General features: G+C 70.9%; 26 protein-coding genes and 1 pseudogene. 13 read left to right on the top strand and 14 right to left on the bottom strand.

The features are described from left to right. Positions 1 to 4 precede the first annotated feature (4 nt). From ACH4SI_RS28135 to ACH4SI_RS28120, 4 genes are all read right to left on the bottom strand, one after another. On the bottom strand, positions 5 to 1,786 hold the full coding sequence (locus ACH4SI_RS28135; RefSeq protein ID WP_398300362.1) for a glycoside hydrolase family 15 protein: 1,782 nt from the start codon (positions 1,784 to 1,786) through the stop codon (positions 5 to 7). Between the two features lie 30 nt (positions 1,787 to 1,816). After that, positions 1,817 to 2,641 (bottom strand): SURF1 family protein, encoded by an 825-nt coding sequence (locus ACH4SI_RS28130; RefSeq protein ID WP_398300360.1) that lies wholly within the window; start codon positions 2,639 to 2,641, stop codon positions 1,817 to 1,819. 78 nt (positions 2,642 to 2,719) lie between these two features. Then, positions 2,720 to 2,953 (bottom strand): hypothetical protein, encoded by a 234-nt coding sequence (locus ACH4SI_RS28125; RefSeq protein ID WP_398300358.1) that lies wholly within the window; start codon positions 2,951 to 2,953, stop codon positions 2,720 to 2,722. Between the two features lie 63 nt (positions 2,954 to 3,016). Continuing rightward, positions 3,017 to 4,012, bottom strand: a complete 996-nt coding sequence (locus ACH4SI_RS28120) for a DEDDh family exonuclease (RefSeq protein ID WP_398300356.1) — start codon at positions 4,010 to 4,012, stop codon at positions 3,017 to 3,019. Between the two features lie 162 nt (positions 4,013 to 4,174). Between ACH4SI_RS28120 and ACH4SI_RS28115 the strand changes: the two genes are divergently transcribed. After that, complete coding sequence (locus ACH4SI_RS28115; RefSeq protein ID WP_398300354.1) at positions 4,175 to 5,074, top strand: sterol desaturase family protein; 900 nt, start codon at positions 4,175 to 4,177, stop codon at positions 5,072 to 5,074. Further along, positions 5,071 to 5,724, top strand: a complete 654-nt coding sequence (locus ACH4SI_RS28110; RefSeq protein WP_398300352.1) for a lysoplasmalogenase — start codon at positions 5,071 to 5,073, stop codon at positions 5,722 to 5,724. The genes ACH4SI_RS28115 and ACH4SI_RS28110 overlap by 4 nt, the downstream gene beginning before the upstream one ends. Here the strand turns inward: ACH4SI_RS28110 and ACH4SI_RS28105 are convergent. Both ACH4SI_RS28105 and ACH4SI_RS28100 read right to left on the bottom strand, forming a co-directional pair. Then, positions 5,699 to 6,220, bottom strand: coding sequence for a hypothetical protein (locus ACH4SI_RS28105; RefSeq protein WP_398300349.1), 522 nt, complete (start codon positions 6,218 to 6,220; stop codon positions 5,699 to 5,701). The genes ACH4SI_RS28110 and ACH4SI_RS28105 overlap by 26 nt on opposite strands. A 90-nt stretch (positions 6,221 to 6,310) precedes the next feature. Then, positions 6,311 to 7,858: a S8 family peptidase gene (locus ACH4SI_RS28100; RefSeq protein WP_398300347.1), complete on the bottom strand. Its 1,548-nt coding sequence runs from the start codon at positions 7,856 to 7,858 to the stop codon at positions 6,311 to 6,313. A gap of 326 nt (positions 7,859 to 8,184) precedes the next feature. Between ACH4SI_RS28100 and ACH4SI_RS28095 the strand changes: the two genes are divergently transcribed. From ACH4SI_RS28095 to moaA, 3 genes are all read left to right on the top strand, one after another. After that, positions 8,185 to 8,541, top strand: a complete 357-nt coding sequence (locus tag ACH4SI_RS28095) for a DUF485 domain-containing protein (protein ID WP_398300345.1) — start codon at positions 8,185 to 8,187, stop codon at positions 8,539 to 8,541. Beyond that, a complete protein-coding gene (locus ACH4SI_RS28090; protein WP_398300343.1) occupies positions 8,538 to 10,157 on the top strand; it encodes a cation acetate symporter in 1,620 nt (539 codons plus the stop codon). Before ACH4SI_RS28095 ends, ACH4SI_RS28090 begins: the two co-directional genes overlap by 4 nt. A 103-nt stretch (positions 10,158 to 10,260) precedes the next feature. Further along, positions 10,261 to 11,250 carry a GTP 3',8-cyclase MoaA gene (gene moaA / locus ACH4SI_RS28085; RefSeq protein WP_398300341.1) on the top strand — a complete coding sequence of 330 codons (990 nt, stop codon included), beginning with the start codon at positions 10,261 to 10,263 and terminating at the stop codon, positions 11,248 to 11,250. Here moaA and ACH4SI_RS28080 read toward each other — a convergent pair. Both ACH4SI_RS28080 and ACH4SI_RS28075 read right to left on the bottom strand, forming a co-directional pair. Continuing rightward, positions 11,233 to 11,469 (bottom strand): hypothetical protein, encoded by a 237-nt coding sequence (locus tag ACH4SI_RS28080; protein WP_398300339.1) that lies wholly within the window; start codon positions 11,467 to 11,469, stop codon positions 11,233 to 11,235. The genes moaA and ACH4SI_RS28080 overlap by 18 nt on opposite strands. Positions 11,470 to 11,662: 193 nt before the next feature. After that, positions 11,663 to 12,076 carry a DUF3099 domain-containing protein gene (locus ACH4SI_RS28075; RefSeq protein ID WP_398300337.1) on the bottom strand — a complete coding sequence of 138 codons (414 nt, stop codon included), beginning with the start codon at positions 12,074 to 12,076 and terminating at the stop codon, positions 11,663 to 11,665. A 211-nt stretch (positions 12,077 to 12,287) separates the two neighbouring features. Here ACH4SI_RS28075 and ACH4SI_RS28070 point away from each other — a divergent pair, with 211 nt between their 5' ends. Continuing rightward, positions 12,288 to 12,569, top strand: coding sequence for a GlsB/YeaQ/YmgE family stress response membrane protein (locus tag ACH4SI_RS28070; protein WP_398300335.1), 282 nt, complete (start codon positions 12,288 to 12,290; stop codon positions 12,567 to 12,569). A gap of 103 nt (positions 12,570 to 12,672) precedes the next feature. Here ACH4SI_RS28070 and tyrS read toward each other — a convergent pair whose 3' ends face one another. The 4 genes and pseudogenes from tyrS to ACH4SI_RS28050 form a co-directional block, all read right to left on the bottom strand. Further along, positions 12,673 to 14,091 (bottom strand): tyrosine--tRNA ligase, encoded by a 1,419-nt coding sequence (tyrS, locus tag ACH4SI_RS28065; RefSeq protein WP_398300333.1) that lies wholly within the window; start codon positions 14,089 to 14,091, stop codon positions 12,673 to 12,675. Between the two features lie 132 nt (positions 14,092 to 14,223). Beyond that, entirely contained in the window at positions 14,224 to 15,618 is a 1,395-nt protein-coding gene (locus tag ACH4SI_RS28060) for a metallopeptidase TldD-related protein (protein WP_398300331.1), read from the bottom strand. Beyond that, on the bottom strand, positions 15,615 to 17,141 hold the full coding sequence (locus tag ACH4SI_RS28055) for a TldD/PmbA family protein (protein WP_398300329.1): 1,527 nt from the start codon (positions 17,139 to 17,141) through the stop codon (positions 15,615 to 15,617). Before ACH4SI_RS28055 ends, ACH4SI_RS28060 begins: the two co-directional genes overlap by 4 nt. A gap of 109 nt (positions 17,142 to 17,250) precedes the next feature. Continuing rightward, positions 17,251 to 18,753 (bottom strand): annotated as a pseudogene (locus tag ACH4SI_RS28050) (bifunctional glutamine-synthetase adenylyltransferase/deadenyltransferase); the annotation flags it as partial. A gap of 1,052 nt (positions 18,754 to 19,805) precedes the next feature. On the opposite strand from ACH4SI_RS28050, the gene fabG reads away from it, so the two are divergent. The 3 genes from fabG (at position 19,806) to ACH4SI_RS28035 (ending at position 21,804) form a co-directional block, all read left to right on the top strand. Beyond that, a complete protein-coding gene (gene fabG / locus ACH4SI_RS28045) occupies positions 19,806 to 20,510 on the top strand; it encodes a 3-oxoacyl-[acyl-carrier-protein] reductase (protein WP_358623479.1) in 705 nt (234 codons plus the stop codon). Between the two features lie 5 nt (positions 20,511 to 20,515). Beyond that, on the top strand, positions 20,516 to 21,286 hold the full coding sequence (gene fabI / locus ACH4SI_RS28040; RefSeq protein WP_123103191.1) for an enoyl-ACP reductase FabI: 771 nt from the start codon (positions 20,516 to 20,518) through the stop codon (positions 21,284 to 21,286). A 179-nt stretch (positions 21,287 to 21,465) separates the two neighbouring features. Beyond that, a complete protein-coding gene (locus ACH4SI_RS28035; RefSeq protein ID WP_398300326.1) occupies positions 21,466 to 21,804 on the top strand; it encodes a hypothetical protein in 339 nt (112 codons plus the stop codon). Between the two features lie 40 nt (positions 21,805 to 21,844). On the opposite strand, the gene ACH4SI_RS28030 is transcribed toward ACH4SI_RS28035, so the two are convergent. Next, entirely contained in the window at positions 21,845 to 22,525 is a 681-nt protein-coding gene (locus ACH4SI_RS28030; protein WP_398300324.1) for a FadR/GntR family transcriptional regulator, read from the bottom strand. A 158-nt stretch (positions 22,526 to 22,683) separates the two neighbouring features. Between ACH4SI_RS28030 and ACH4SI_RS28025 the strand changes: the two genes are divergently transcribed. The 4 genes from ACH4SI_RS28025 to ACH4SI_RS28010 all read left to right on the top strand — a co-directional run bounded on the left by ACH4SI_RS28025 (position 22,684) and on the right by ACH4SI_RS28010 (position 25,108). Then, positions 22,684 to 23,964, top strand: coding sequence for a CynX/NimT family MFS transporter (locus tag ACH4SI_RS28025; RefSeq protein ID WP_398300322.1), 1,281 nt, complete (start codon positions 22,684 to 22,686; stop codon positions 23,962 to 23,964). A gap of 23 nt (positions 23,965 to 23,987) precedes the next feature. Further along, the gene (locus ACH4SI_RS28020; protein WP_267892818.1) at positions 23,988 to 24,104 is read left to right on the top strand and encodes an SGM_5486 family transporter-associated protein; all 117 of its coding nucleotides are present in this window, start codon (positions 23,988 to 23,990) and stop codon (positions 24,102 to 24,104) included. A 170-nt stretch (positions 24,105 to 24,274) separates the two neighbouring features. Beyond that, positions 24,275 to 24,490, top strand: a complete 216-nt coding sequence (locus ACH4SI_RS28015) for a hypothetical protein (protein ID WP_398300320.1) — start codon at positions 24,275 to 24,277, stop codon at positions 24,488 to 24,490. A gap of 99 nt (positions 24,491 to 24,589) precedes the next feature. Further along, positions 24,590 to 25,108, top strand: coding sequence for a SixA phosphatase family protein (locus ACH4SI_RS28010; protein ID WP_398300318.1), 519 nt, complete (start codon positions 24,590 to 24,592; stop codon positions 25,106 to 25,108). Positions 25,109 to 25,218: 110 nt separating this feature from the next. Here ACH4SI_RS28010 and serB read toward each other — a convergent pair whose 3' ends face one another. Further along, positions 25,219 to 26,454 carry a phosphoserine phosphatase SerB gene (serB, locus tag ACH4SI_RS28005; protein ID WP_398300313.1) on the bottom strand — a complete coding sequence of 412 codons (1,236 nt, stop codon included), beginning with the start codon at positions 26,452 to 26,454 and terminating at the stop codon, positions 25,219 to 25,221. Positions 26,455 to 26,479: the final 25 nt, after the last annotated feature.

Raw genomic sequence — 26,479 nt, 5'->3', positions numbered from 1 at the left:
GGGTTCAGTCTGCCTGGGGCCCGTCCGCGAGGGTGAGGGCGGTCCCCACCAGCCCGATGTGGCTGAAGGCCTGCGGGAAGTTGCCGAGCAGCCGGTCGGTTCCGGGGTCGTACTCCTCGGCGAGGAGGCCGACGTCGTTGCGCAGGGACAGGAGCCGGTCGAACAAGGCGGAGGCGTCCTGGTGGCGGCCGGTGAGGTGGAGGGCGTCGGCGAGCCAGAAGGAGCAGGCGAGGAAGGCACCCTCGGTGCCGGGGAGGCCGTCGGAGGTGTCGTCGGTGGAGTAGCGGCGGATCACCCCGTCGTGGCTGAGTTCGCGGCGGACCGCGTCGACGGTGCCGAGAACGCGGGGGTCGTCGGCGGGGAGGAAGCCGAGGCGCGGGATGAGGAGGGTGGCGGCGTCGAGCGCGGTGGAGCCGTAGGACTGGGTGAAGGTGTTGCGGGAGGCGTCGTAGCCCTTCTCGCAGACCTCGCGGTGGACCGCCTCCCGCATGGCCCGCCACCGGTCGGCGTCGCCGTGCAGGTCGGGGTGGGATTCGATGGTGCGGACGGCGCGGTCGGCGGCGACCCAGGCCATGACCTTGGAGTGGACGAAGTGGCGGCGGGGGCCGCGGACCTCCCACAGGCCCTCGTCGGGGTCCTGCCAGGCGGATTCGAGGAAGTCCATGAGGGCGCTCTGGATCTTCCAGGCGTGCGGCTCGGGGTCCATGCCGTGGGTGCGGGCGAGGTGGAAGGAGTCGAGGACTTCGCCGTAGACGTCGTGCTGGCGCTGGGTGACGGCGCCGTTGCCGACGCGGACGGGGGCGGAGTGGCCGTACCCCTCCAGCCAGGGCAGCTCGTGTTCGGGGAGGCGCCGCTCGCCGCCGAGCCCGTACATGATCTGGAGTTCGGCGGGGTCACCGGCGATCGCGCGGAGCAGCCAGTCGCGCCAGGCGGCGGCCTCTTCGTGGTAGCCGGCGGAGATCAGCGCGTTCAGGGTGAGGGTGGAGTCGCGCAGCCAGCAGTAGCGGTAGTCCCAGTTGCGCACCCCGCCGAGCCGCTCGGGCAGCGAGGTGGTGGGGGCGGCGACGATGCCGCCGGTGGGGGCGTAGGTGAGCGCCTTGAGGGTGATGAGGGAGCGTACGACGGCGTCCCGGTACGGGCCCCGGTAGCGGCAGCGGGCGGCCCAGGCGCGCCAGTCGGCCAGGCTGGACCGCAGGGCCTCGTACGGGTCGACCAGGCGGGGCCGGGGCTCGTGGGAGGGGTGCCAGGTGAGGACGAAGGCGACCCGGTCACCGGCGGCGACGGTGAAGTCGGAACGGGTGCTGAAGTCCTTGCCGTAGGTGTGCACCTCGGGTTCGGAGCGCAGCCAGACGGAGTCGGGACCGGCGACGGCGATGCGGTGGCCGTCGGTGCGCCGCACCCAGGGGATGACGTGCCCGTAGTCGAAGCGCAGCCGCAGGACGCCCGCCATCTCGACGCTGCCGGAGACGCCCTCCACGATGCGGATGACGTCGGGCGCCCGGTCGCGCTGCGGCATGAAGTCGATGACCTTGACGGTGCCGGAGCCGGTCTCCCAGACGGATTCCAGGACGAGGGAGTCCTCGAGGTAGGCGCGGCGGGTGCAGGCGCCGGCGCCCTTGGGGGCGAGCCGCCAGTGGCCGTTGTCGTCGTCGCCGAGGAGGGCGGCGAAGCAGGCGGCGGAGTCGAAGCGGGGCAGGCACAGCCAGTCGATCGAGCCCTCGCGGCTGATCAGGGCCGCGGTCTGGTGGTCCCCGATGAGCGCGTAGTCGTCAATGTCCTGTGCCACGTCGGGGCATCTTCCCGGAGAGTGGGAGAGCTAGTCCGCATTGGCGGCGGCGTGGGTCTTTCCTGGGGTCTTGGGCTCGGTGCTCCCGGCGGCGGCCTTGGCGGCCTCGGCGGCCCGGTCACGGAGCTCCCGGCGGGCCAGGACGAACCAGCCGACGGGTACTCCGGCGGTGAAGAGCCACCACTGGACGGCGTACGCCATATGGGGGCCGATGTCGCTGTGCTCCGGCTCCGGCACCGGGTCGGGCTGCTTGGCGCCCTTGGGGGAGGACGAGGTCAGCTCGATGTAGCCGCCCTGGACGGGCCGGCCGAGGGCCTTGGCCTGCTGCTCGCTGTTGATCAGCATGACCTGGCGCGGCGGCAGCCCGCTCTTGTCCTTGATGCCGCTGTCCGCGCTGGTCTCGTCGGCCTTGAGGCGGCCGGTGACGGTGACCTTGCCGCGGGGGGCGGCCGGGACGTCGGGGAACTTGGTGAGGTCGGCCCCGGCGGGGATCCAGCCCCGGTTGACGAGGACGGCCCGCTTGCCCTCGATCAGCGGAGTGAGGACGAAGTAGCCGATGCTCTGCTCGTCGGAGCCGGTGCGCTGGCGGACGACGACCTCATGGGCCGTGTCGTACGTCCCGGTGGCGGTCACCGTGCGGAAGGTGTCGTCGCGGGGGACGGTGCGGCCGGGGGCGGTGAGCTTGTCGACCGGCACTGCGGGGGCGCCGAGGTTGTTCCCGATCAGCTGGTTCTGCGCGACCTTGGCCTCGTGGCGGTGCAGCTGCCAGAAGCCCAGCCTGATCATGGTGGGGATCAGAGCGAGCCCGATCAGCGTGAGAATCACCCACTGCCGGGTCAACAGGAAGCGGTACACGTCCTTGACACTACTCGGCGTGGATTGTCCCCCGGCCACGGGGGGCACGGGACGACAATCCACGCATCCGGCCCGGGGTCATACCTTGTCGACGATGCCCACCTTCCCTTCCGCGCGGGAGCAGTGGGCGCCGCAGTAGTAGTGGCCGTCCACCTCCACACCCTGGCCGATGATCTGGCACCGGCAGTGCTCGCAGATGGGCGCCATGCGGTGGATGGCGCAGGCGAAGCAGTCGAAGACGTGCACATTGCCCTGGGCGTGCACCTCGAACGTCATGGTGTAGTCGTTTCCACAGACCTCACAGCGTGCCATGGGCCACAGCGTGCGGGCCGGGGCGGCGGCGGGCGAGCGGTGGGCGGGCGCGTCGCGCGGAGTTCACCTGATTGTCGGCTCGGCCGGGGTGACGTCCAGCAGCAGTTGTGTGAAGGCGGCCTCGTCGACGATGGGCGTGCCGAAGGAGCGGGCCTTGACGGTCTTGGAGGTGGACGCGTCCGGATCGTTGGTGACCAGCAGGCTGGTGAGCCGGGACACGCTGGTCGCCACGTGCAGCCCCGCCTCGACGGCCCGGTCCTCCAGCAGCTCCCTGTCGACCGAGGTGTCCCCGGAGAACGCCACCCGCATGCCCTGGGTGAGCAGCCCGCCCGGCTGGTAGCGCCCCGGGTTGGGGTAGGGGCAGGCGGGGCGCTTGCGGCTGGGGCGCCAGCTCTGCTGCCGGTACGAGCGCTGGGCGCCGATACCGCGGGACGGCGGGTCCGACCATTCGGTGAGCGGCTGACAGGCCAGCAGGGGCAGCCGCAGTCCGGACTCGGCGGCCCGGTGGAGGCTCGGCCGGAACGTCTCGGCGAGCACGCGCGCGTCGTCCAGCGCGTGGTGGGCCTGCTCCTGGACGACCCCGTAGTGCGCGGCCAGGGTCTCCAGCTTGTGGTTGGCCAGCGGCAGCCCCAGCTCCTTGGAGAGGGCGATGGTGCACAGCCGCTGGCGCACCGGCGCCTCGGTCTCCGACCGGGCGAACTCGCGGGCGATCATCGCCCAGTCGAACGCGGCGTTGTGCGCGACCAGGACGCGGCCGGCGAGGCGCTCCGCGAACGCGGCGGCGATGTCCGGGAAGAGCGGGGCGTCGGCCAGCGTCTCCCGGGTGAGGCCGTGGATCCACACCGGGCCCGGATCGCGCCGCGGGTTGACCAGCGTGTACCAGCGGTCCTGCACCGCGCCCTGCGCGTCGAGCTGATAGACCGCCGCGGAGACGATCCGGTCGTCGCGGGCGAGACCGGTGGTCTCCACATCGACCACCGCGTACCCCTGCGGATAGGCCTCCGGCCACGAGGGTGTTGACGCGGTTCGCGGGGCGGCTGCCGTGGGGTCTTCGAGCATGGTCCATGAGGATACGGGCCCGCCCCGACACTCCGGGCCGCCGGGTTGGCGCGGATACGTGCCGTCAGCCGATCGGCCGGGGCCCGTTGTTGACATTACGTCTATCATACTTGTTGGTAACTACCTCTGGCGATGGGGCGAAACCGGATCTATGTTGCCGGTATGCCGCATTTGCCCAACGCCGTGCTGTGGTCGATACCCGCCTTCGTGCTGCTCGCCGTCGTGGAGATGGTGAGTTACCGTCTGCACCCCGATGAGGACGCCGCGGGCTACGCGGCCAAGGACGCCGCGACCAGCGTCACCATGGGGCTCGGCAGCCTCGTCTTCGACCTGCTGTGGAAGATCCCGATCGTGGCGGTCTACTCCGCCGTGTACGAACTCACCCCGCTGCGCGTCCCGGTGGAGTGGTGGACGCTGCCGCTGCTGCTGCTCGCGCAGGACTTCCTCTACTACTGGTCGCACCGCGGGCACCATGTGATCCGCGTCCTGTGGGCCTGTCATGTGGTGCACCACTCCAGCCGCAAGTTCAACCTCACCACCGCGCTGCGGCAGCCGTGGACCACCTGGACGGTGTGGCCGTTCTACGTACCGATGATCGCGCTCGGCGTGCATCCGGCCGCGGTCGCCTTCTGCTCGTCGGTGAACCTCGTCTACCAGTTCTGGATCCACACCGAGCGGATCGGCACCCTGCCGCGCCCCGTCGAGTTCGTCTTCAACACCCCCTCGCACCACCGCGTCCACCACGCCTCCCAAGGGGGCTATCTGGACCGCAACTTCGGCGGGATCCTCATCGTCTGGGACCGGCTCTTCCGGTCGTTCGTCCCGGAGACACATCGCCCGGTCTTCGGGCTCACCAAGAACATCGACACCTACAACCCGCTGCGCGTGGCCACCCATGAGTACGCGGCCATCGCCCGCGACGTCGCCGCTGCCCGCGACTGGCGCGAGCGCGCCGGGAGGGTCTTCCGCGGCCCGGGCTGGGCGCCCGCGGCGCCGCCCGCCGAAGCGGCGGTGCGTGAGCCGGAGCGCGAGACGGCGCCTGAGCCGGAGCGCGCCGTATGAGCGCCACGCGCGCCCTGTCCGGGCTCTTCGCGCTGCTGACCGCCGTGCATCTGGGCGCGCTGCTCGCCGACGCCACCACGCTCGTCCAGCTGACGAAGCCCGCCCTGATGCCGGTCCTCGCGGCGTACGTACTGCTGCGCGGCGGGCCGCGCCCGCTGGTCGCCGCCCTGCTGTGCGGCTGCGGCGGGGACGTACTGCTGCAACTCGGCGGCGACACCGCCTTCCTGGCCGGAATGGGCTGCTTCGCGGCCGGGCACCTGTGCTACCTCACCCTGTTCGCCCGGTCGGGGCGGCGGCGTACGGTGCCCTGGGCGGCGGCCGGTTACGGGGGCGCCTGGCTCGGCAGCACGGCCGCGCTGTGGCCCGGGCTCGACCCGGGGCTGCGGGTCCCCGTCGCCGCGTACAGCCTGCTGCTGACGGCGATGGCCGTGGGCGCGCTGCGGGCGGGCCCGTGGGCCGGGCTCGGCGGGGCGCTGTTCCTGCTCTCCGACGGCCTGATCGCGGCCGGTCTCGCGGGCTGGCCGCGGCCTCCCGTACCCCAGTTCTGGATCATGGCCACCTATGTCGCGGCGCAGTACCTGCTGACCGCCGGACTGCTGCGCCGGGCCGCCCGCGAAGCGCCGCTCAGGGCGCTTCCGGCAGCCGCCTGAGCCGGACGATCCGGGCCGGGTCGGAGGGCCGGTCGTGGCTCAGCTCCCAGCCCTGGGACCGCGCCACGTCGACGACGTGGCCCGCGCCCGCGGCGCGGTAGTCGCGCACCGGGATGTCGTAAGGACCGGGCGGCGGCGCCTTCCCGGCCTCCCGGGCGGCCAGCTGCTTGCGGGTCAGACCGGCGACCTTCCCCTGGGCCCGCGCCCGGTAGTAGTCCGCGTCGCCCTCGTGCCGCAGCTCCGGCCAGGTCACGCACCAGGCGGGCCACACCGGCACGCGGTCCATGAACCAGTCCATCGTCTTGAGGAAGCCCTTCTCGAAGCCGGGTATCACGGTCAGGATCTCGCCCACGATGCTGAAGGCGATGACAGCCAAGGCGATCACCGCCAGCAGCAGCCACCACAGCGGCAGGAACAGCATGCTCAAGCCGAACCGGAGCCACAGGGCGAAGGCCGGCCGAGGGGGCGGCGGGCCCCAGGAGTCGTCGTGGTGCACGGTGGTGGATCCTCTTCAAGGCTTCCCGGGAACGCGTACGGGCCGCCAGGCGGAAGCGCTGCCCGGCGGCCCGTACATCCTGTCAGCGGGTCACTTCTTGACCGCGTCCAGGGCGTCCACGAGCCCGGCCCCGTAGAAGCCGTTGTAGTTCTTGCCGCCCTCGCACACCGCGTCGATCTTGCCGTCGCCGTCGATGTCGTACGACGTCGGGCAGGCGGTGTCGTCGGCCTCGCCCTTGAGGAGGGCCTTCACCATGGCGGCGGAGGCCTTCGGGTGGGTGCTCTTGATGAGCGCCGCGACGCCCGCCGCGTGCGGGGAGGCCATCGAGGTGCCCGCCATGTAGCCGTACTTGCCACCCGGGAGGGTGTTGTAGATCCGGCCGTCCTCGGCCGGGGGCGCCGGCTTCTGGTAGGCGGTGCTGTCGCCGCCGGGGGCCGCGACGTCGATGACGCCGAGCCCGTGGTTGGAGAACGAGGACTTGAGCCCCTTGGCGCCGGTCGCGGCGGTGGTGACGACGCCCGGCAGCTGGGTCGGGATGTCGAAGCAGGTGCTGGGGTCCACGACCCGGTCGCCCGGGGTGGTGTCGTTCGGGCTGGAGCTGTCGGTGATCTTGTCGGAGGTGAGGTCGTAGTTCTCGTTGCCCGCCGCGGCGACGTTGACCACGCCCTTGCGCTCGGCGTACGACGAGGCCCGGCGCACCGCCTCGACCAGGGCCTTCTGGTCCGGGTCACCGGTGCAGTTGAAGTACCACGGGTCGGTGTAATAGCTGTTGTTGGTGACGTCGACACCGTGCTCGGCGGCCCACACGAAGCCGCAGACGACGGCCTCGGTGTAGAAGAACCCGTCGGTCGTGGACACCTTGATGCCCGACACCTTGACGCCCGGGGCGACCCCGGTGACGCCGATCCCGTTCTTCGCGGCGGCGATCTCGCCCGCGACATGCGTGCCGTGCGGGCTCTCCGCCGCGCTCGGCCGCCAGGCGCCATCGGCCGTGTTCGGCTTGCCGCCCACGCAGTTGACCGACGCCTTGCGGTCGAAGTTCGGCGCGAGGTCGGGGTGGGTGTCGTCCACTCCGGTGTCGATGACGCCGACCGTCACGTCGCGGCTGCCGAGGCTCTTCTCATGGGCCTTGTCCGCCTTGATGGCGGGCAGGTCCCACTGGAGCGGCTCCAGCGGGTCCTGACCGGCCTTGGCGCGCGCCGCGACCGCCTTCTGCTCCTTCTCGCTCAGCAGCTTCGGCGTGCCGACGTCACCGGTGGACTGGGCGGGCAGCGGCGCGGTGCGGGTGGCACCGGCGGAGGCCACGCCCTTGACCGTACGGAGGGTCTTGGCGAAGTCGGGGTTCGCCGAGTGGGCGACGATGACGCCGATCCGGTCGTACGAGATGACCACCGTGCCGCCGGCCTGCTTGATCGCCTTCTCGACCTGCGAGGAGTCGCGGTGGCCCGGGCGGACGTTGACGACGTAGCTGAGCGACGGGCCGTCAGCGGTCGGCGCGGCCGGGGCGACGGGGGTGTGCTGGTCCTGCCCGATGGCGCCCGCCGTGGTCGGCAGGAACGCCAGCGCGCCGGTCAGGGCCAGTGCGGCCGGTATGGCGACGGCGCGCGGCGTCCGCCCCCGCGATCCGGAAGATGTCATTCCCGCAGTGGAACTCGTCCCGGGACTGGGAGCATCCGATCTCAGCTGAGCCATGGGGTCTCCACCTCATCCGAAGCGACCGCCCCGGCGCGGATGCGCGTGGGCGGGTACATGACGAGCGAAGCTATCGCTGATCATCACCGGATATCAATACATTCCGGAAGAAAACCCGCCACAGCGCCCGGACCCAAACGCATCAGCGATTTTTCCCTCCGTCTTTCAACCACCACACCCCTGTCGCAGACTTTCCCCGCGCTTTACTATGCGTGATCCGGATCACCATCGCCGCCGTACGTCCCCGTCAGACCCACTCACCAGGAGAGACCGTGGATACCGCACCGGCCAGCGATCGTCCCGACGATCAGCGGCAGCACCACCACCCCCCGTACGACGAGGTGCAGGCGAGCCCCGAGTTCGGCGAACTGCGCACCGCGCACCGCTCGTTCGCCTTCCCCCTGACCATCGCGTTCGTCAGCTGGTACCTGCTCTACGTCCTACTGTCCAACTACGCCGACGGCTTCATGGGCACCAAACTCGTCGGCAACGTCAACGTCGCCCTGGTGTTCGGCCTCGCCCAGTTCCTGACCACCTTCCTGATCGCCTGGTGGTACTCCCGGCACGCCGCCGCCAAGCTCGACCCGCGCGCGGAGGCCATCAAGGCCCGTCTGGGGGATGACTCATGAGTACGTATCTGCTTGCGGCCGAGAGCGCGTCGGACAACCGGCCGCTGATCATCACGCTCTTCAGCGTCTTCGTCGTGGCGACCCTGGCCATCACCGTCTGGGCGGGCCGGCAGACCAAGGACGCCAACGACTTCTACGCCGGCGGCAGGCAGTTCTCCGGCTTCCAGAACGGGCTCGCCATCTCCGGCGACTACATGTCCGCCGCGTCCTTCCTCGGCATCGCCGGGGCCATCGCGCTCTCCGGCTACGACGGCTTCCTGTACTCCATCGGCTTCCTCGTCGCCTGGCTGGTCGCCCTGCTCCTGGTCGCCGAACCGCTGCGCAACTCCGGCCGCTACACCATGGGCGACGTGCTCGCCTACCGGATGCGCCAGCGCCCGGTGCGCACCGCCGCGGGCGTCTCCACCATCGTCGTGTCGATCTTCTACCTGCTGGCCCAGATGGCGGGCGCGGGCGTCCTCGTCTCGCTGCTGCTGGGCATCACCAGCGAAGCCGGGAAGATCCTTATCGTCGTCCTGGTCGGCGTGGTGATGATGCTCTACGTCACCATCGGCGGCATGAAGGGCACCACTTGGGTGCAGATGGTCAAGGCCGTCCTGCTCATCGCGGGCACCCTGCTGATCACCTTCCTGGTGCTGCTCAAGTTCCACTTCAACGTCTCGGAGCTGCTGGGCGAGGCCGCCAAGAACAGCGGTATGGGCAGCGCGTTCCTGGAGCCGGGCCTCAAGTACGGCATCAGCGCCACCTCCAAGCTGGACTTCCTCTCCCTCGGCATCGCGCTGGTCCTCGGCACCGCCGGACTGCCCCACATCCTCATCCGCTTCTACACCGTCCCCACCGCCCAGGCCGCCCGTAAGTCGGTCAACTGGGCGATCGGCATCATCGGCGTCTTCTACCTGATGACGATCGCGCTCGGCTTCGGCGCGGCGGCCCTGCTGGACCACGACGCGATCATCGCCTCCAACAAGTCCGGCAACACCGCGGCACCCCTGCTCGCCGAGGAGATCGGCGGCGGCGCGGACTCCACCGGCGGCGCGATCCTGCTCGCGGTGATCTCCGCGGTGGCGTTCGCCACCATCCTCGCCGTCGTCGCCGGGCTCACCCTGGCCTCCTCGTCCTCCTTCGCCCACGACCTGTACGCCAACGTGATCCGCAAGGGCCAGGCGACCCAGAAGGAGGAGATCGGGGCCGCCCGCTGGGCCACCGTCGGCATCGGCACCGTCGCCGTCGTCCTCGGGGTCTTCGCCCGCGATCTCAACGTCGCGGGACTCGTCGCCCTCGCCTTCGCCGTCGCCGCCTCCGCCAACCTGCCGACCATCCTCTACAGCCTGTTCTGGAAACGTTTCACCACCCAGGGCGCCCTCTGGTCGATCTACGGCGGGCTCATCTCCTCCGTCTTCCTGGTGCTCTTCTCGCCCGTCGTCTCCGGCAAGCCCACCTCGATGTTCCCGGACGTCGACTTCCACTGGTTCCCGCTGGAGAACCCCGGCCTGATCTCCATCCCGCTGGGCTTCCTGCTGGGCTGGCTGGGCACCCTCGTCTCCAAGGAGGAGCCGGACAAGGCCAAGTACGCCGAACTGGAGGTCCGCTCGCTCACCGGACACGGCGCCCACTGACGCCGTCCATCCCCCCCGGTGGCCCCTCGCTGTCAGTGCCTTGGCGTACGGTGCGGGACAATTGACCGCAGTGCACGCAAGCGAACCGTGAGGGGCCGCCGACATGCTGATCGACACCTATGGTCGAGTCGCCACCGACCTGCGTGTCTCCCTGACCGACAGGTGCAACCTGCGGTGCACCTACTGCATGCCGGAAGAGGGGCTTCAATGGCTCGCCAAGCCAGATCTGCTCACCGACGACGAGATCGTCCGGCTGATCGGGATAGCCGTCACCGACCTTGGCGTCACCGAGGTCCGCTTCACCGGCGGTGAGCCGCTGCTGCGCCCCGGCCTCGTCTCCATCGTCGAGCGCTGCGCCGCCCTCACCCCGCGCCCCGAGATGTCCCTGACCACCAACGGCATCGGCCTGGAGCGCACCGCCGCGGCGCTGCGCGACGCCGGTCTGGACCGGGTCAACGTCTCGCTCGACACCCTGCGCCCCGATGTCTTCCAGGCCATGACCCGGCGCAAGCGCCACGGCGATGTGCTGCGCGGCCTCGCCGCCGCGCACTCCGCCGGACTCACCCCGGTCAAGGTCAACGCCGTGCTGATGCCGGGCCTCAACGCCGACGAGGCCCCCGACCTGCTGGCCTGGGCCCTGGACAGCGGCTATGAGCTGCGCTTCATCGAGCAGATGCCGCTCGACGCCCAGCACGGCTGGCAGCGCGAGGGCATGGTCACCGCCGGGGACATCCTGGAGAGCCTGCGCACCCGCTTCACGCTTGACCCCGAGGGCGACGGCGAGCGCGGCTCCGCCCCCGCCGAGCGCTGGCTGGTCGACGGCGGCCCGGCCCGCGTCGGCGTCATCGCCTCCGTCACCCGCCCCTTCTGCCGCGCCTGCGACCGCACCCGGCTCACCGCCGACGGACAGGTGCGCACCTGCCTGTTCGCGCGCGAGGAGTCCGATCTGCGCGGCGCGCTGCGCTCCGGGGCCCCGGACGAGGAGATCGCCGGGCTGTGGAAGACGGCGATGTGGGGGAAGAAGGCGGGGTCCGGGCTGGACGACCCGTCGTTCCTCCAGCCGGACCGCCCGATGTCAGCGATCGGTGGCTGACCAGTCCTCCAAGGTCACCACGTCCTTGAGGAAGCCGCGCATGCCCAGGAACTTCGACAGGTGCTCGCGGTGCTCCTCGCACGCCAGCCAGGTCTTCCGCCGCTCCGGGGTGTGGACCTTGGGGTTGTTCCAGGCCAGCACCCAGACGGCGGTGGCGCGGCAGCCCTTGGCTGAGCAGATCGGGGTGTCGGTCTCGGTGGCGGCGTCGAGGATGTTCACACCGCAGACTCTACGCAGACCGCCACAGACATGACGACGCCGGGCAGCCACGGGGGGAGCCGCCCGGCGTCGGTCTGTCGCTCCGACGGGGGATGCGGAGCGCGTACAAAGTATGTCACGAGGGATAGGGCGCGGTGCACGGGAACAGCATGATTGATCTGAGGTTTTCTTGAGCTTCGGGAAACGCGGCAGGTCAGCCGTGTCCCCCGCGTCCATCCTCGCTGGTATGTGCGGCATCTTCCGGGACGGATTCCGCCGACGCGGAATCCGGCTCCGCATTCGGCCCCGAATCCGACGGCGTCTCTTCGCGGCCTGAGCCCAGCATCGGGCGCATCGGCGTCGGGATATAGGTGGTGGGAAGTGAAGGGGCGTTCTCCCGGCCCGCGTTCGCGATCACGACCGCCACATAGGGCAGCAGCACACCCAGCACCAGGGCAACGATGGCCACATGGCGCTCGACGTTCCACAACACGGCCGCCAGCACGACCGCCACCGTCCGCACCGACATCGAGATCACATAACGCCGCTGCCGACCGCGCACGTCGTCGGCCAGTCCCTGACGGGCCCCGGTGATCCGGAAGACCTCGGTCTCACTGTGCTTCCGCATCACGTTCCACCACCTGGTCCCCGAGCAGGTACCCCCGCTCCGATACGTACCCAACGTTACGCCGCGCCCCCGTACGGTTCGAGACCGGGGCACCCCGATGGGTGGCGATGCCGATACGGCACGGCGCGTACGGGATGCCTCGACATGCGCCGTAGCGAAAACGGTCGAACACTGGGAGGAAACGCGCATCCCCGCCGCGTCAGGAGGCGACATGAACTGGCTGTGGGCGATCGTCGTAGGAATCATTCTCGGTGTGATCGCCAGAGCGATTCTGCCGGGAAAGCAAGACATTCCGCTGTGGCTGACCTGCATTTACGGCATCCTCGGGGCCATCGTGGGCAATGCGGTGGCCGGCTGGATCGGGGTCAGGCACACCAGCGGATTCGACTGGATCCGGCATCTGCTCCAGCTGGCCGGGGCCATCGTGATCGTCGCCCTGGGCACCCCCCTGTGGCAGACGATCCGCCACGGCGGCAGGAGAGAACGGGCCTAGGGCCCTTCTAACGGATCTCCGCGGCGTCGCGGCGGCCGGCGCGCAGGGTGGAAGCGCACCGGCCGCCGCGTTCGGATCGCCGGGACCACCTCGACCACCTGGACTACATGCCCTGGAGCTGCGCGATCTTCCGTCCGGCCTTGAGGTAGACCCCGCCGGCGGCCGCGGTGAGCCCGGCGTCCGCCAGCACCTCCGCGACCACCTCGGCCAGCGGCCGTACCGCCTGGGCCTCGGCGAGCACGATCGCCTTCTGACCGTCCTCGGCCTCCACGACCAGCCGCAGACCATTCTGCTTGGCGACCCGGCGGGCCGCCGACGCGCTCGGCTGGAATTCCAGCACCTTGCTCAGCACGGTCGCGATGCTCTCGCCGCCGTGCTCCGCGGCGTCGACCACCGGCAGCGTCCCGACGTCGGTGAAGCTCTTCTTGGAGAACTGCGCGACGAAGCCCGCGCGCGCCGCCATCGCCGCCTCGATGCCGTACATCGCCGCCACGACCTCACCCGCCAGCACCTTCTTGAGGTCCATCGGGTGCAGCGACTTGGTCTCCAGCCGGGTGGTCACGGCGGCGATCTCCGCGTCCGTCCACTCCGTCCACGCCTCCAGGTACGGCTTCATCAGCCGGTCCGGAATCGACATGATCTTGCCGAAGACATCGTCGGCGGGCGCGCTGAGCGCCACGTAGTTGCCCTTGGACTTGGACATCTTGGCGCCGGTGCCGTCCGTGCCCTCGATCAGCGGCATGGTGACGACCAGCTGCGGCTGCTGGCCGCGCAGCTCCATCAGCTTGCGGCCCATCTGCAGATTGAGCAGCTGATCGGCGCCGCCCAGCTCCACATCGCTCTCCAGCGCCACCGAGTCGAGGCCCTGGGCGATCGGGTACAGCAGCTCGGACATGGTCAGCCCGGACCCCGCGGCCAGCCGGTTGCGGAAGTCCTCGCGCTGCAGCAGCTGCGACACCGGCACCTGGGCGAGCAGCCCCAGCAGCTCCGGGAAGGTGTACGGCGCCAGCCACTCGCTGTTCTGCCGGAAGCTGACCTTCTCGAAGTCGAAGAACGGCCGGACCTGCTCCTGGTAGCCCGCGAGGTTCCGCGCGATGTCGTCGTCCGTGAGCGGCGGGCGCTCCGCCGTACGTCCCGACGGGTCGCCGATCTTGGCCGTGAAGTCACCGATCAGCAGGGTGACGTCGTGCCCCATCCGCTGGAAGCGGTTGAGGACGATCATCGGCACGGTGTGGCCGAGGTGCACATCGGCGGCCGTCGGGTCGATGCCCAGCTTGATGGCGAGGCCCTGGCCCGCGGCCCGGCGCTTCTCGATCCGCTCGGCCAGCTCCTTGACCCCCGGCAGGACCTCGACCGAACGGGAGGCGATCAGCTCGGCCTGCTCCTGTGCCGACAGGTCGCTCAGATCGAGGGAGCGGCGGGCGGACGTCTCGGCGAGCAGTTGCTCGACGGTCTTGTCGGAGGAGAGGTCCTGGTCGAGCAGCTCGCGGGCGCGGGCGACGGATGCGCCGAGGCGTGTCATGGGGTTCCTGGTGAGAGTCAAGAGCGGACGGATGGGCGGGGACCAGTCTATTCGCCGGTCCCCGGCGGCCGGTCCCCAATAGTGCCCGGCCGGTGTCGTACGGATTGCCCGGCCGGTGTCGTCCGGCCGGTCTCACACCCCCTTGCTGACCGAGCTCATGTTGAAGTCCGGGATCCGCAGCGCGGGCATCGCGGCGCGGGTGAAGTAGTCGCCCCACTCCCGCGGCAGGGTCGGCTCGGTGCGCCCCGCCTCGGTGGCGCGGGACAGCAGGCTCACCGGCGACTCGTTGAACCGGAAGTTGTTCACCTCGCCGACGACCTCGCCGCCCTCCACCAGATACACCCCGTCCCGGGTCAGCCCGGTCAGCAGCAGGGTGACCGGATCGACCTCGCGGATGTACCACAGGCAGGTCAGCAGCAGGCCCCGCTCGGTCGAGGCGACCATCTCCTCCAGCGAGCGGGTGCCGCCCGCGTCCAGGATCAGGTTGTCGATCCCCGGCGCGAGGGGCAGCCCGGTCAGCTCCGCCGTGTGCCGGGTGGTGACCAGGTGCTTCAGCACCCCGTCCCGGATCCAGTCGGTGGCGGACAGCGGCAGCCCGTTGTCGAACACCGACGCGTCGTCCCCGGAGGAGTGCGCGATCACGAACGGTGCCGCCTCGAGCCCCGGCTCGTGCGGGTCGCTGCGCAGCGTCAGCGGCAGCTCCGACAGCGTGTCGCCGACCCGGGTGCCGCCACCCGGCTTGCTGAAGACCGTACGGCCCTCCGCCGCGTCCCGGGCCGACGAGGACCACAGCTGGTAGATCAGCAGATCGGCGACGGCGGTCGGCGGCAGCAACGTCTCGTAGCGGCCCGCCGGAAGCTCGACCTTGCGCTCGGCCCAGCGCAGCCGCCGGGCCAGCTCGGCGTCGATCGCGGCCGGATCCACGTCCGTGAAGTCGCGGGTCGCCCGCCCGGCCCAGGCCGAGCGCGTCATGTCCGGCGACTTGGCGTTCAGCTCCAGCGTGCCGCTCGGCTGGTCATGGCGCAGCCGCAGCCCGCCGGAGGTGCCCAGATAGCTGGAGACCACCTCATGGTTGGCGAACCCGTACAGCTCCCGGCCGCCCGCGCGGGCCCGGGCGAACGCCTCGCCGAGCGCCGGGGCGAACGCCGCGAACACCTCCGAGGAGGTCTCGGCGGGGGAGTCGGTGAAGCCGGGGGAGGCGGGCCCGGCGGTTGCGGTCCCGACCAGCGGCTGGGCGTCCTCGGCCGGGCCCGCGTCCCGCGCGGCCGCCTCGGCGGCCCGTACCAGCGGCTCCAGCTCCTCGGCGGTCACGGCCGACCGGGACACCACCCCTGAGGCGGCCCCCTCAGCGCCGTCCACGGTGGCCACCACGGTCAGGGTGCGGCCCCGGGTGACGCCGTTGGTGGTCAGCGCGTTGCCCGCCCAGCGCAGATTGGCGGTCGACGTCTCGTTCGCGATCACCACACAGCCGTCCGCGCGGGACAGCTCCAGGGTGCGCTCCACGATCTCGTGCGGCTTCACGCTCATGCTCCCGCCTCCTGGGTGGTGTTGAGGATGTTCACGCCGCGGAACAGCGCGGACGGGCAGCCGTGCGACACGGACGCGACCTGGCCGGGCTGGGCCTTGCCGCAGTTGAAGGCGCCGCCCAGGACGTACGTCCCCGGTCCGCCGACGGCCGTCATCGAGCCCCAGAAGTCGGTGGTGGTGGCCTGGTAGGCGAAGTCCCTCACCTGGCCCGCGAGGACACCGTTCCGGATGCGGTACGCCCGCTGCGCCGTGAACTGGAAGTTGTAGCGCTGCATATCGATCGACCACGAGCGGTCGCCGACCAGATAGAGCCCGTTCTCGACATCCCCGATCAGCCCGTCCGTGGACGGCCCGTCGGGGTCCGGTTGGAGCGACACGTTCGCCATCCGCTGCACCGGCACATGACCCGGCGAATCGGCGTACGCGCAGCCGTTGGACCGCTGGAAACCGGTCAACCGGGCGATCCTGCGGTCCAGCTGATACCCCACCAGGCTGCCGTCCTTCACCAGGTCCCAGGACTGCGCGGCCACGCCCTCGTCGTCGTACCCGATCGTGGCCAGCCCGTGCTCGGCGGTCCGGTCACCGGTGACGTTCATGATCTCCGAGCCGTACCGCAGACTGCCCAGCTTGTCGAAGGTCGCGAACGACGTCCCCGCGTACGCCGCCTCGTACCCCAGCGCCCGGTCCAGCTCGGTGGCGTGGCCGATCGACTCATGGATCGTCAGCCACAGATTGGACGGATCGATCACCAGGTCGTACGAGCCCGCCTCGACCGACGGCGCCGCCATCTTCTCCGCCAGCAGCCCGGGCAGCTCGGCCAGCTCCGCGTCCCAGTCCCAGCCGCCGGCCCCGGTCAGGTACTCCCACCCCCGCCCGACCGGTGGGGCCAGGGTCCGCATCGAATCGAACTCCCCACTCACCGGATCCACCGCCACCGCGGTCAGCTGCGGATGCAGCCGCACCCGCTGCTGGGTGGTCGTGGTGCCCGCCGTATCCGCGTAGAACTTGTTCTCATGGACGGTCAGCAGCGACGCGTCCGCATGCGCCACCCCGTCCGCCGCCAGCAGCCGCCCGCTCCACTCGGCCAGCAGCCCGGTCTTGTCGGTGTCCGGCACGCCGAACGGATCGACCTCGTACGACGACACCCACGTCCGGTCCGCGTGCACCGGCTCGTCCGCCAGTTCCACGCGCTCATCGGACCCCGCCGCCTCGATCACCTTGGCCGACAGCTTCGCCATCGCCACCGCCTGCGAGGCCACCCGCGCGGCCGCGTCCATCGACAGATCCACCCCGGACGCGAACCCCCAGCTCCCCCCGTGCACCACCCGCACCGCATACCCCAGGTCCGTGGTGTCGGACGAGCCCGCGACCCGGGCGTCCCGCAACCGCCACGAGGCGCTGCGAACCCGCTCGAACCGGAAGTCCGCATGCTCGGCCCCCAACGCCCGCGCCCGCGCGAGCGCCGCATCGGCGAGCGCGCGCAGCGGCAGCGCGAGGAAGGACGGATCGATCTCGTGCGCCACGGCGACCCCTTCGTCGGTGAGTGTCCGTCGGCAGTGAACCATGCCGCTACGACATTCGGTGGGTCCACCGCTTTACCGGGCCGGAGCCGGTCGGTCACCGCTCACAGTCGTAGAACAAGCGTTCCATCACGGCGCGGGCGCGGCGGGTCGTGCGGCGGTAGTCGTCCAGCATCTCGCCGGCCCGACCCGGGCCGTAGCCCAGGTAGCGGGCCACGGCCGCCAGTTCGCGGGCGTCGCTGGGGAAGGTGTCGCCGGGGCGGCCGCGGACCAGCATCACGCTGTTGCGGACCCGGCCGGCCAGCACCCACGCCTCGTCCAGGGTCCGGGCGTCGTCCCTGCCGATCAGACCGGCCGCGTGCGCGGCGGCCAGGGCGCGGCGGGTGCGGGTGGTGCGCAGGCCCGGTTCGGCGCGGCCGTGACGCATCTGGAGGAGCTGGACCGTCCAGGCGACATCGCTCAACCCGCCGCGGCCGAGCTTGGTGTGGGTGGTGGGATCGGCGCCGCGGGGCAGCCGCTCGGACTCCATCCGCGCCTTGAGCCGGCGGATCTCGCGGACCGCGTCCGCGTCCAGTCCTCCGGGCGGGTAGCGCAGCGGGTCGATCAGCTCGATGAAACGCTCGCCGAGACCGGGGGCGCCCGCCACCGGGCGGGCCTTCAGCAGTGCCTGGAACTCCCACGTCCTGGCCCACCGCCGGTAGTACGCCGCATGGCTGGAGAGCGTCCGCACCAGCGGGCCATCGCGTCCCTCCGGTCGCAGATCGGCATCGACCGGCCAGATGGTGCCCTCGACGGTCACATCCGAACAGATCCGCATCAGCCGCGAGGCCAGCGAGGTGGCGGCCCGGACGGCCTCGCTCTCCTCCACCCCGTCGATGGCCTCGGTGACGAAGATGACGTCCACGTCCGAGACGTAGTTCAGTTCGTGCCCGCCGCACGTACCCATCCCGATCACCGCGAGCCGGCAGGCCGCCGCGTCCTCGGGCCGCTCCTCCGCCGCGATCTCCAGTGCGGCGCGCAGGGTCGCGGTCGCCAGGTCCGCCAGTTCGGCGGCGGTCTGCGTGACGTCCGTGGTGCCGCACACATCGCGCGCGGTGATCGCCAGCAGGGCGCGGCGGTGGGCGACGCGCAGCGCGTCCGGCCGTGGCATCCCGGTCCCCGCCTCGCCCCAGATCCCCTCGGCCAGCGCCTGCTCGAACTCCGTGAGCGCCGGACGCAGATCGCCCGGTCTGTAGGCCGCCAGCGCGTGCCAGTCGTGCGGATGCCGGGCCAGATGGTCGCCCAGCGCCTCGGACGCCCCGAGCACCCCCAGCAGCCGGTCCCGCAGCGGCCTCGCGGTGACCAGCGTGTCCAGCAACGCCTGCCGCGAGTCAGCGCCCTCCTTGTCGTCCCCGCCCTCGGGAATCTCCGGGAGCGCCTCGATCAGCCGCACCAGCCCGCGCAGCGCCAGGTCGGGATCGACGGTCGCGCCGAGCCCGTCGAGCAGCACCGAATCGCCGCGCACCCCGGCCAGTTCGAGCGCGTCCAGCAGTCGCCGGGCGGCCGGGGGGTCGGTGAAACCGTGCCGGGGCAACCGGGTGAATGTGCTGTTCATGCGTCCCTGCGATGGGGCCATGCGCGCCGTCTCCGTCCCTGTTCGACATTCTCGCCCTGCCATGACCGAGGCCCGCTCCTCTGCGAACGCCATTGTGAAACGAGCCCGGATCATTCCCGAGAACAATGGCTGCTTCCCGATAGTCCCGTCGCGCCGACCAGGTCGAGATGAGTCATCACCGAATCAACTACGTCTCATATTGGAAGGGCCGGATGGCGTGTTTTAACGTGGGCCTCCAGCTCTTTGTGTCCGAGGGCCCGGCGGCCGTCCCGTCTTTGCCTGGTTGGCAAAATCGAGGCCGTCGATGACTTCGCGATCTCCTTCATCGCATCTCTCGTTGACCTGCGGCAGGCGTTTCGTCGTTTCCGGCGCCAGGTGAAACGTCTGAATCCGGGCGGAAAAAACGTAGGAGGGGCCATCGATGCCGGTCAAGACGGGGGCAATAAAACGTTGAGTGATGCATTGATGCGCGAATTGGGGCAAAGTGGATTCGTGCGACGCTGTGTCCGTGGAGTTTTGGACAACGCTTTTTTCTGCTGGTCCCCGGTGCTCCAGGCTGTTCTTTGGATCAATATTCACCAAGTGTTTGTTCATGTTTTAACGTGCGGCGGATCCTGGCCGGTGCCGATCCGGCTGTCCGCGTTAGTTCCCCATGCGGGGTAAAGTGATTCCCATCGCTGTGGCCGTAACGGTTCAGGTCCGGCAGGACGTGAACCGTGGAGTTGGCCGGAAAGCGAGGTGCGGGACATGGCGCAATGTGAACGTGCTGCCAGGGGCGCGAAGGTGTCTTTTCCCTCGATGGGCGAGGGCGATCTCGGTGACCCGCGTTTCGCTGGACGCCGCGCTCAGCGGTGACGGGCTCGTGATCATCCGGGCCCTGGGCGATTGGCGCGTACCCGTCAGCCCCTGTACGTGCCCGTTCTGTAGGAAGTCGACAGGGTCGGACACATGCCCCTGTGCGCGCTCGATTCTCCGAACCCGTCCGTAGCCCGGTAGTTTTTCCGCACGAGGGTCGACACACGTACGGACACCGCGTGGGGTCGAGCACGACATCTACAAGAGAGGGTGGTCCCTTGAGCCGCTCGGTTCTCGTCACCGGAGGCAACCGCGGCATCGGCCTCGCCATCGCCCGGGCCTTCGCCGACGCAGGCGACAAGGTCGCCATCACCTATCGGTCCGGTGAGCCGCCGGCCGGCTTCCTCGCGGTGAAGTGCGACATCACCGAGCCCGAGCAGGTCGAGCAGGCGTACAAGGAGATCGAGGAGAAGCACGGCACGGTCGAGGTTCTGGTGGCCAACGCTGGGGTCACCCGTGACCAGCTGCTGATGCGCATGTCGGAGGAGGACTTCTCCGCCGTCCTCGACACCAACCTCACCGGTACGTTCCGCATGGTCAAGCGGGCCAACCGGGGCATGCTGCGGGCCCGTAAGGGACGCGTGGTGCTGATCTCGTCCGTGGTCGGGCTCATGGGCTCCGCCGGGCAGGCGAACTACGCCGCGTCCAAGGCGGGCCTGGTGGGCTTCGCCCGTTCGCTCGCCCGTGAGCTGGGCTCGCGGAACATCACCGTCAACGTGGTCGCGCCCGGTTTCGTCGACACGGACATGACGCGGGCGCTCAGCGACGAGCAGCGCGAGGGCATCGTCAAGCAGGTGCCGCTCGCGCGCTACGCGCAGCCCGAGGAGATCGCCGCCTCGGTCCGCTTCCTGGCCTCCGACGAGGCCGCTTACATCACTGGAGCCGTCATCCCTGTCGACGGCGGATTGGGCATGGGTCACTGACAGTCATGAGTGGAATTCTCGCCGGTAAGCGCATCCTCGTCACGGGCGTCATCACCGAGTCCTCGATCGCCTTCCACGCCGCGAAGCTCGCGCAGGAGGAGGGCGCCGAGGTCATCCTGACCGGCTTCGGCCGGGTCTCCCTCGTGGAGCGGATCGCCAAGCGGCTGCCCAAGCCCGCCCCGGTCATCGAGCTGGACGTGCAGAACCAGGAGCACCTCGACGGGCTCGCCGACAAGGTGCGCGAGCACCTGGGGGAGGGCGTCGACCTCGACGGTGTCGTGCACTCCATCGCCTTCGGCCCGCAGGGCGCGTTCAACTTCCTGGAGGGCAGCTGGGAGGACGTCGGCACCGCGGTGCACGTCTCGGCGTACTCCCTGAAGGCGCTCACCATGGCCTGCCTGCCGGTCATGCCGCGCGGCGGCTCCATCGTCGGGCTGACCTTCGACGCGCAGTTCGCGTGGCCGAAGTACGACTGGATGGGCGTGGCCAAGGCCGCCCTGGAGTCGACCAGCCGCTACCTCGCCCGTGACCTGGGCGAGAAGAACGTGCGTTGCAACCTGGTCTCGGCCGGACCCATCAAGTCCATGGCCGCGAAGTCCATCCCGGGCTTCGAGGAGCTGGCGGACGTGTGGAACCACCGGGCCCCGATCGGCTGGGACCTGACCGACCCGGAGCCGGCCGGCCGTGGCGTCGTCGCCCTGCTGTCCGACTGGTTCCCGCGCACCACCGGCGAGATCGTGCACGTCGACGGCGGCGTGCACATGATGGGCGCCTGAGCCGTCCGGACCGTCCACAGGGCCCGCCGCCCCCGCCCCGCCACCGCGCGGGACGGGGGCGGCGGCCGTTCGGGTGCCGATAGTCACCCGTTCGGACCAGCGGGCGGGCGGACGGATGGCGCGGCGCGCAGGGTGGAGTACGACTCGCGGAGCGACAGCCCGGCCGAGGAGGTCCTGCCATGCGTACGCCTCGTCGCTTCGCGGTCGTCTCGCTGGCCGTCGCAGCGGTCGGTTGCGCCCTCGCCGCCTCCAACTCGGTCGCGTCCGTCGCGCTGGAGCGCCCCCGGCCGCGCGAGGCCGCCTGTTCCACCTCGGTGCGCGGCTCACACGCCACCGCCAGCTGCTTCAACCCCTACCCCGACGCCGACCGGGTGCAGCTGCACGTCGAATGCGCCCGCTGGTGGGACCCGGACATGGACAGCCGCCGGGTGGAGGTGAGCCCGGCGCAGCACGTGGAGCTGGACGAGCGCTGTTGGAAGCAGATCCGCAAGGCGTGGGTGACCCACCGTCGCCGATGAGGACGCGGCGTCGTACGCGTGCCCGCCGTCGTACGCGTGCTCAGCCGGCCTCGGGCGTGAGCCGGCAGGCGAACGGATGCGTGCTCGCCTCGGCCGCCGCCCGCTCCCCGTCCCGCTGCCGGATGGCCTCCACCAGCCGCGCGTGGTCCACGTACGCCTCGGGGCTCAGGCCGTCGGCCACGTCGGCGCGCAGGAAGTCACGTACGACCGATCCCAGGTCCGCGTAGAGCGCCGCCAGGACGTCGTTGTGGGCGGCGGCCACGATCGCCATGTGCAGCGTCGCGTCCGCCTCCACGAACGCCTCCGCGTCACCGGACTCCCAGGCCCGCTCGCGCCGGTCCAGCTGCGCGTCGAGCTGCTTGACGTCCTGTTCGGTACGGCGCTCCGCGGCCAGCTGCGCGGCCTTCGTCTCCAGGGCGCTGCGCAGCTCGGCCACGTGCCGCGGTTCGGCGCTCGCGAAGCGGCGGTGCATGACCCCGGCCAGCTCGCTGGTCGCGAGGACGTACGTGCCCGAGCCCTGCCGGATGTCCAGCAGGCCGTTGTGCGCCAGCGCGCGCACCGCCTCGCGCACAGTGTTGCGCGCCACCCCGAGCTGCTCGACCAGCTCGGGCTCGGTGGGGATCCGCGAGCCCACCTGCCATTCGCCCGAGGTGATCTGGGCGCGCAGCTGGGCGATCACCTGGTCGGCGAGGGCGGAGCGCTGGGGTGAGGTCAGCGGCATGACTCTCCTGTGCCTGGGGCTGGGGCGGGGGCTGTGCCCGGGGCTTTGCCGGGGGCTGGGGCCGGGAAACGAGGGATTCCATGATGCCGTCCCGTTGTCACCAGGCGGTTACATATCGATTGGACAGGCATTCATCCCATGATTCTATGATGGTCGGCATGTCCAATGACGACCTCGCGACGCTCGACACCGCGGCCCCGGCCCGGCGGGACCACGAACCGCGCCCCGCGCCCTCGCCGTGGCGCCGCCGCATCGTGGTCGTCGGGCTGCTGCTGGCCGCGCTCAACCTGCGCCCCGCCGTCACCAGCCTGGGTCCCCTCCTGAAGGAGGTCCGGGACGACCTCGGCATGAGCGGAACCATCGCCGGGCTGCTCACCTCGATGCCCGCGGCCTGCTTCGCCGTCTTCGGAATCACCGCGCCCCGGCTGGCCCGCCGCTTCGGGCCCGGGGCCGTCGTCTGCACCGGTCTCGCGGCCATCGCCACGGGCCTGGCGCTGCGCCCGTTCGCGGGCGGGACGGTGGCCTTCCTGTGCGCCAGCGCGCTCGGCCTGGCCGGGATCGCGGTGAGCAACATCCTGATGCCGGTGATCGTCAAGGGCTGGTTCCCGGACCGAGTGGGCTCGATGACCGGCCTCTACTCCATGGGTCTTTCGCTGGGCACGGCCAGCGCCGCGGCCGCCACGGTGCCCATGACGGACGCGCTGGGCGGCAGCTGGCGGGCCGGGCTCGGGGTGTGGGCGGTGCTCGCCGTGGTCGCCGTGGTGCCCTGGCTGTTCCTCGCCCGCGACCGTACGCACCGCGAGTCCGAGCAACCGGCCGCGTCGACCGCACCGGCCGGGCCTGCCGCGCCGGAACCCGCCATCCGGATCACCCGGAGCCCCACCGCCTGGGCGATGGCCGTCTTCTTCGGCCTCCAGTCCACGGCCGCGTACATCACCATGGGCTGGATGCCGCAGATCTTCCGCGACGCGGGGGTCTCCGCCTCCACCTCCGGGGTGCTGCTCGCGGTCATCATGGCCATGGGCGTCCCGCTGGCCTTCGTCCTGCCCCGCGCCGCGGCCCGGCTGCGCAACCAGGGCGTGCTGGCCGTGGCCCTCGGCGTCTGCGGGCTCATCGGCTACGCGGGGCTGTGGCTGGCCCCGGTCGGTGGCGCCTGGGTGTGGGCCCTCCTGCTCGGCGTCGCCAACTGCGCCTTCCCGCTCGCCCTCACGATGATCAGCATGCGGGCGAGGACCAGCGCGGGCGTCGTCCGGCTCTCCGCCTTCGCCCAGAGCACCGGCTATCTGCTGTCCATCCCGGGCCCGCTGCTGGTCGGCATGCTGTACCAGCACAGCGGCGGCTGGGGGCCGCCCCTCGCGCTGATGGCCGGGCTGATGGTGCCGCAGATCGTGGCGGGACTGCTGGCCGGGCGCGACCGCACCCTCGAGGACGAGATCTGACCGCCGGGTGGGACACTGGCCCCATGCCAGTGCTCGATGAGAACCCGCCGGACGGCCAGAAGAAGCTCCTCCTCATCCTGGGCGTGATGCTCGGGATCACGGTGGTCATCGGCGTGATCGCCACCATCGCCTCGCCCTGAGGCCGACGCCCGCCCGCGCCCGTCCCGGAAGGGGTGGGGCCGGCACCACCATCCCCTAGGGGGTGAGGGTCAGGGGGAACTGGGTGGATCACCGGATGGGAACGGGCCCGCCCGCTCCGTACCGTCGAACCATCCGAAGCAGCGTGGTTCCCCGACCGGAGGCGATCCCCATGCCCGCCCGCACCCCCACCCGGCCCGCGACCCCGCCGGACGGTGGCATGGACGTCCGGCTGCCGTGGTGGGCGGTCGCGCTGCCCGCCCTCGCCTTCGTCGCGCTGCTGCTCCTGCTGGCCCGGCCGTCCGACGCACAGGCCGCGAGCGGGTCCGGCGCCCTCTCGCACTTCCTGGAGCTGCTGCGGCAGACCCTCGGCCACCGGGGGGCGTGACCGACGGTGCGCGGAGGCACCCGCCGTGTGCGCTCACTTAGGTGAGCACCGCTTCAACACCCTGCGCCTCGCCAGCCGTTTCATGCGAAGCTGGGACGCATGAGCGTCGATGTGCCCCGCAGGATCGTCATTCTCCGACACGCCAAGGCCGACTGGCCCGAGGTGGCAGACCATGAGCGGCCGCTCGCGGAGCGCGGCCGCAAGGACGCCCCCCTCGCCGGGCGCCGGCTCACCGAAGCCGGTCTGGTCCCCGAACTGACCCTCTGCTCCACGGCCGTGCGCACCCGGGAGACCTGGAAGCTCGTGGTCCACGAGCTGCCCCAGCGCCCCAAGACGGTGTACGAGGAGCGGCTGTACGACGCCTCGCTCGGCGAACTGATCGCGGTACTCAACGAGACGTCCGACGACATCACCGACCTGCTGGTGGTCGGCCACAACCCCGGGGTGCACGCCCTCGCCGACGCCCTCGCGGGCCAGGCCGCGGAGGGCACCCGGGAGCGGATGACCCGCACCGGCTTCCCCACCTCCGGCATCGCGGTGGTGACCTTCAGCGGCTCGTGGAAGTCGGTGGAGCACGGCGTCGGCCGTCTCGACGACTTCTGGGCGCCGCACGAGTAACCCCGCCGCCCTACCGGCCCGTCATCCGTCGCCGTATCGTTCCGCCCGCCTCGGCAGCGAGGCGGGCGGAACGGGGGTGATCAGGGGCGGGGGAGCGCCGGGCGGGGCGGTCAGTCCTCCACGTGCGCGTCCGCGGCCTCGACCTCGTCGCGGGTCACGCCGAGCAGATACAGCACGGTGTCCAGGAACGGCACGTTCACCGCGGTGTGCGCGGCCTCCCGGACAACCGGCTTGGCGTTGAAGGCGACCCCGAGCCCGGCCGCGTTCAGCATGTCCAGGTCATTCGCCCCGTCGCCGATCGCGACGGTCTGCACCAGCGGCACCCCCGCCTCGGCCGCGAAGCGCCGCAGCAGCCGGGCCTTGCCCGCCCGGTCCACCACCTCGCCGACCACGCGCCCGGTGAGCTTGCCGTCCACGACCTCCAGGGTGTTGGCGGAGGCGAAGTCCAGCCCCAGCCGCTCCTTGAGATCATCGGTGACCTGCGTGAAGCCGCCGGAGACCACCCCGACCTGGTAGCCCAGCCGCTTGAGGGTACGGATCAGGGTGCGGGCGCCGGGCGTCAGCCGGACCTCCGCGCGCACCTTCTCCACCACCGACTCGTCGATCCCCGCCAGCAGCGCGACCCGCGCGTGCAGCGACTGCTCGAAGTCCAGCTCACCGCGCATCGCCCGGGCCGTGACCTCGGCGACCTCGGCCTCGCAGCCCGCGTGGGCCGCGAACAGCTCGATCACCTCGTCCTGGATCAGCGTCGAGTCGACGTCCATGACCACCAGTCGCTGCGCCCGGCGCTGCAGCCCCGACGCCACGACCGCCACATCGACCCCGATATCGGCGGCCTCGGTGGCCAGCGCGGTGCGCAGGGCCTCCGTCTCGGCCCCGGACACCTCGAATTCCACGGCCGTCACCGGATACTTCGCCAGCCGGAAAATACGGTCGATATTGCCGCCGGTGCCGGTGATACGGGACGCGATCGCGGCCACCGCCTCGGCGGTCAGCGGATGCCCCAGCACGGTGACGTGCGACCGGCCGGTGCCGCGCGGACGGTTGTCACCCCGGCCGGAGATGATCTCGGCCTGCATCCGCAGGGACTCGGCCCAGCTGTGCACGGTGGCCCGCAGTTCCCCCTCGGCCCCGTCGGCCTTCGGGGCCGTGACCAGCACGCACAGCACGATGCGGCCCCGGGTGACGACCTGCTCTATGTCGACTATGTCCACCCCGTACGCGGCGAGGGTGTCGCAAAGCCCGGCGGTGAGGCCGGGGCGGTCCTTGCCGAAGATTTTGACAAGGAGTGTGGGATCGTCGTCGGATGGGACGGCGGTGGCAGGGGGAATCTGCGATGCGCTCATGGTCTTCCCACCGTATCCGGCCGCC

Source organism: Streptomyces sp. NPDC021212 (assembly GCF_044332925.1).
GTDB lineage: Bacteria > Actinomycetota > Actinomycetes > Streptomycetales > Streptomycetaceae > Streptomyces.
The sequence above is the reverse complement of the archived record's forward strand: the minus strand, read 5'-3'. Positions and strand labels throughout refer to the sequence as shown.

What these genes read in the sequence shown, in the direction of transcription:
- ACH4SI_RS28125 (WP_398300358.1), bottom strand. Translation starts at nt 2,953, where the DNA reads ATGGCACGCTGTGAGGTCTGTGGAAACGACTACACCATGACGTTCGAG.
- ACH4SI_RS28120 (WP_398300356.1), bottom strand. Translation starts at nt 4,012, where the DNA reads ATGCTCGAAGACCCCACGGCAGCCGCCCCGCGAACCGCGTCAACACCC.
- ACH4SI_RS28115 (WP_398300354.1), top strand. Translation starts at nt 4,175, where the DNA reads ATGCCGCATTTGCCCAACGCCGTGCTGTGGTCGATACCCGCCTTCGTG.
- ACH4SI_RS28110 (WP_398300352.1), top strand. Translation starts at nt 5,071, where the DNA reads ATGAGCGCCACGCGCGCCCTGTCCGGGCTCTTCGCGCTGCTGACCGCC.
- ACH4SI_RS28100 (WP_398300347.1), bottom strand. Translation starts at nt 7,858, where the DNA reads ATGACATCTTCCGGATCGCGGGGGCGGACGCCGCGCGCCGTCGCCATA.
- ACH4SI_RS28090 (WP_398300343.1), top strand. Translation starts at nt 8,538, where the DNA reads ATGAGTACGTATCTGCTTGCGGCCGAGAGCGCGTCGGACAACCGGCCG.
- moaA (WP_398300341.1), top strand. Translation starts at nt 10,261, where the DNA reads ATGCTGATCGACACCTATGGTCGAGTCGCCACCGACCTGCGTGTCTCC.
- ACH4SI_RS28075 (WP_398300337.1), bottom strand. Translation starts at nt 12,076, where the DNA reads ATGCGGAAGCACAGTGAGACCGAGGTCTTCCGGATCACCGGGGCCCGT.
- ACH4SI_RS28070 (WP_398300335.1), top strand. Translation starts at nt 12,288, where the DNA reads ATGAACTGGCTGTGGGCGATCGTCGTAGGAATCATTCTCGGTGTGATC.
- tyrS (WP_398300333.1), bottom strand. Translation starts at nt 14,091, where the DNA reads ATGACACGCCTCGGCGCATCCGTCGCCCGCGCCCGCGAGCTGCTCGAC.
- ACH4SI_RS28060 (WP_398300331.1), bottom strand. Translation starts at nt 15,618, where the DNA reads ATGAGCGTGAAGCCGCACGAGATCGTGGAGCGCACCCTGGAGCTGTCC.
- fabI (WP_123103191.1), top strand. Translation starts at nt 20,516, where the DNA reads ATGAGTGGAATTCTCGCCGGTAAGCGCATCCTCGTCACGGGCGTCATC.
- ACH4SI_RS28035 (WP_398300326.1), top strand. Translation starts at nt 21,466, where the DNA reads ATGCGTACGCCTCGTCGCTTCGCGGTCGTCTCGCTGGCCGTCGCAGCG.
- ACH4SI_RS28030 (WP_398300324.1), bottom strand. Translation starts at nt 22,525, where the DNA reads ATGCCGCTGACCTCACCCCAGCGCTCCGCCCTCGCCGACCAGGTGATC.
- ACH4SI_RS28025 (WP_398300322.1), top strand. Translation starts at nt 22,684, where the DNA reads ATGTCCAATGACGACCTCGCGACGCTCGACACCGCGGCCCCGGCCCGG.
- ACH4SI_RS28020 (WP_267892818.1), top strand. Translation starts at nt 23,988, where the DNA reads ATGCCAGTGCTCGATGAGAACCCGCCGGACGGCCAGAAGAAGCTCCTC.
- ACH4SI_RS28015 (WP_398300320.1), top strand. Translation starts at nt 24,275, where the DNA reads ATGCCCGCCCGCACCCCCACCCGGCCCGCGACCCCGCCGGACGGTGGC.
- ACH4SI_RS28010 (WP_398300318.1), top strand. Translation starts at nt 24,590, where the DNA reads ATGAGCGTCGATGTGCCCCGCAGGATCGTCATTCTCCGACACGCCAAG.
- serB (WP_398300313.1), bottom strand. Translation starts at nt 26,454, where the DNA reads ATGAGCGCATCGCAGATTCCCCCTGCCACCGCCGTCCCATCCGACGAC.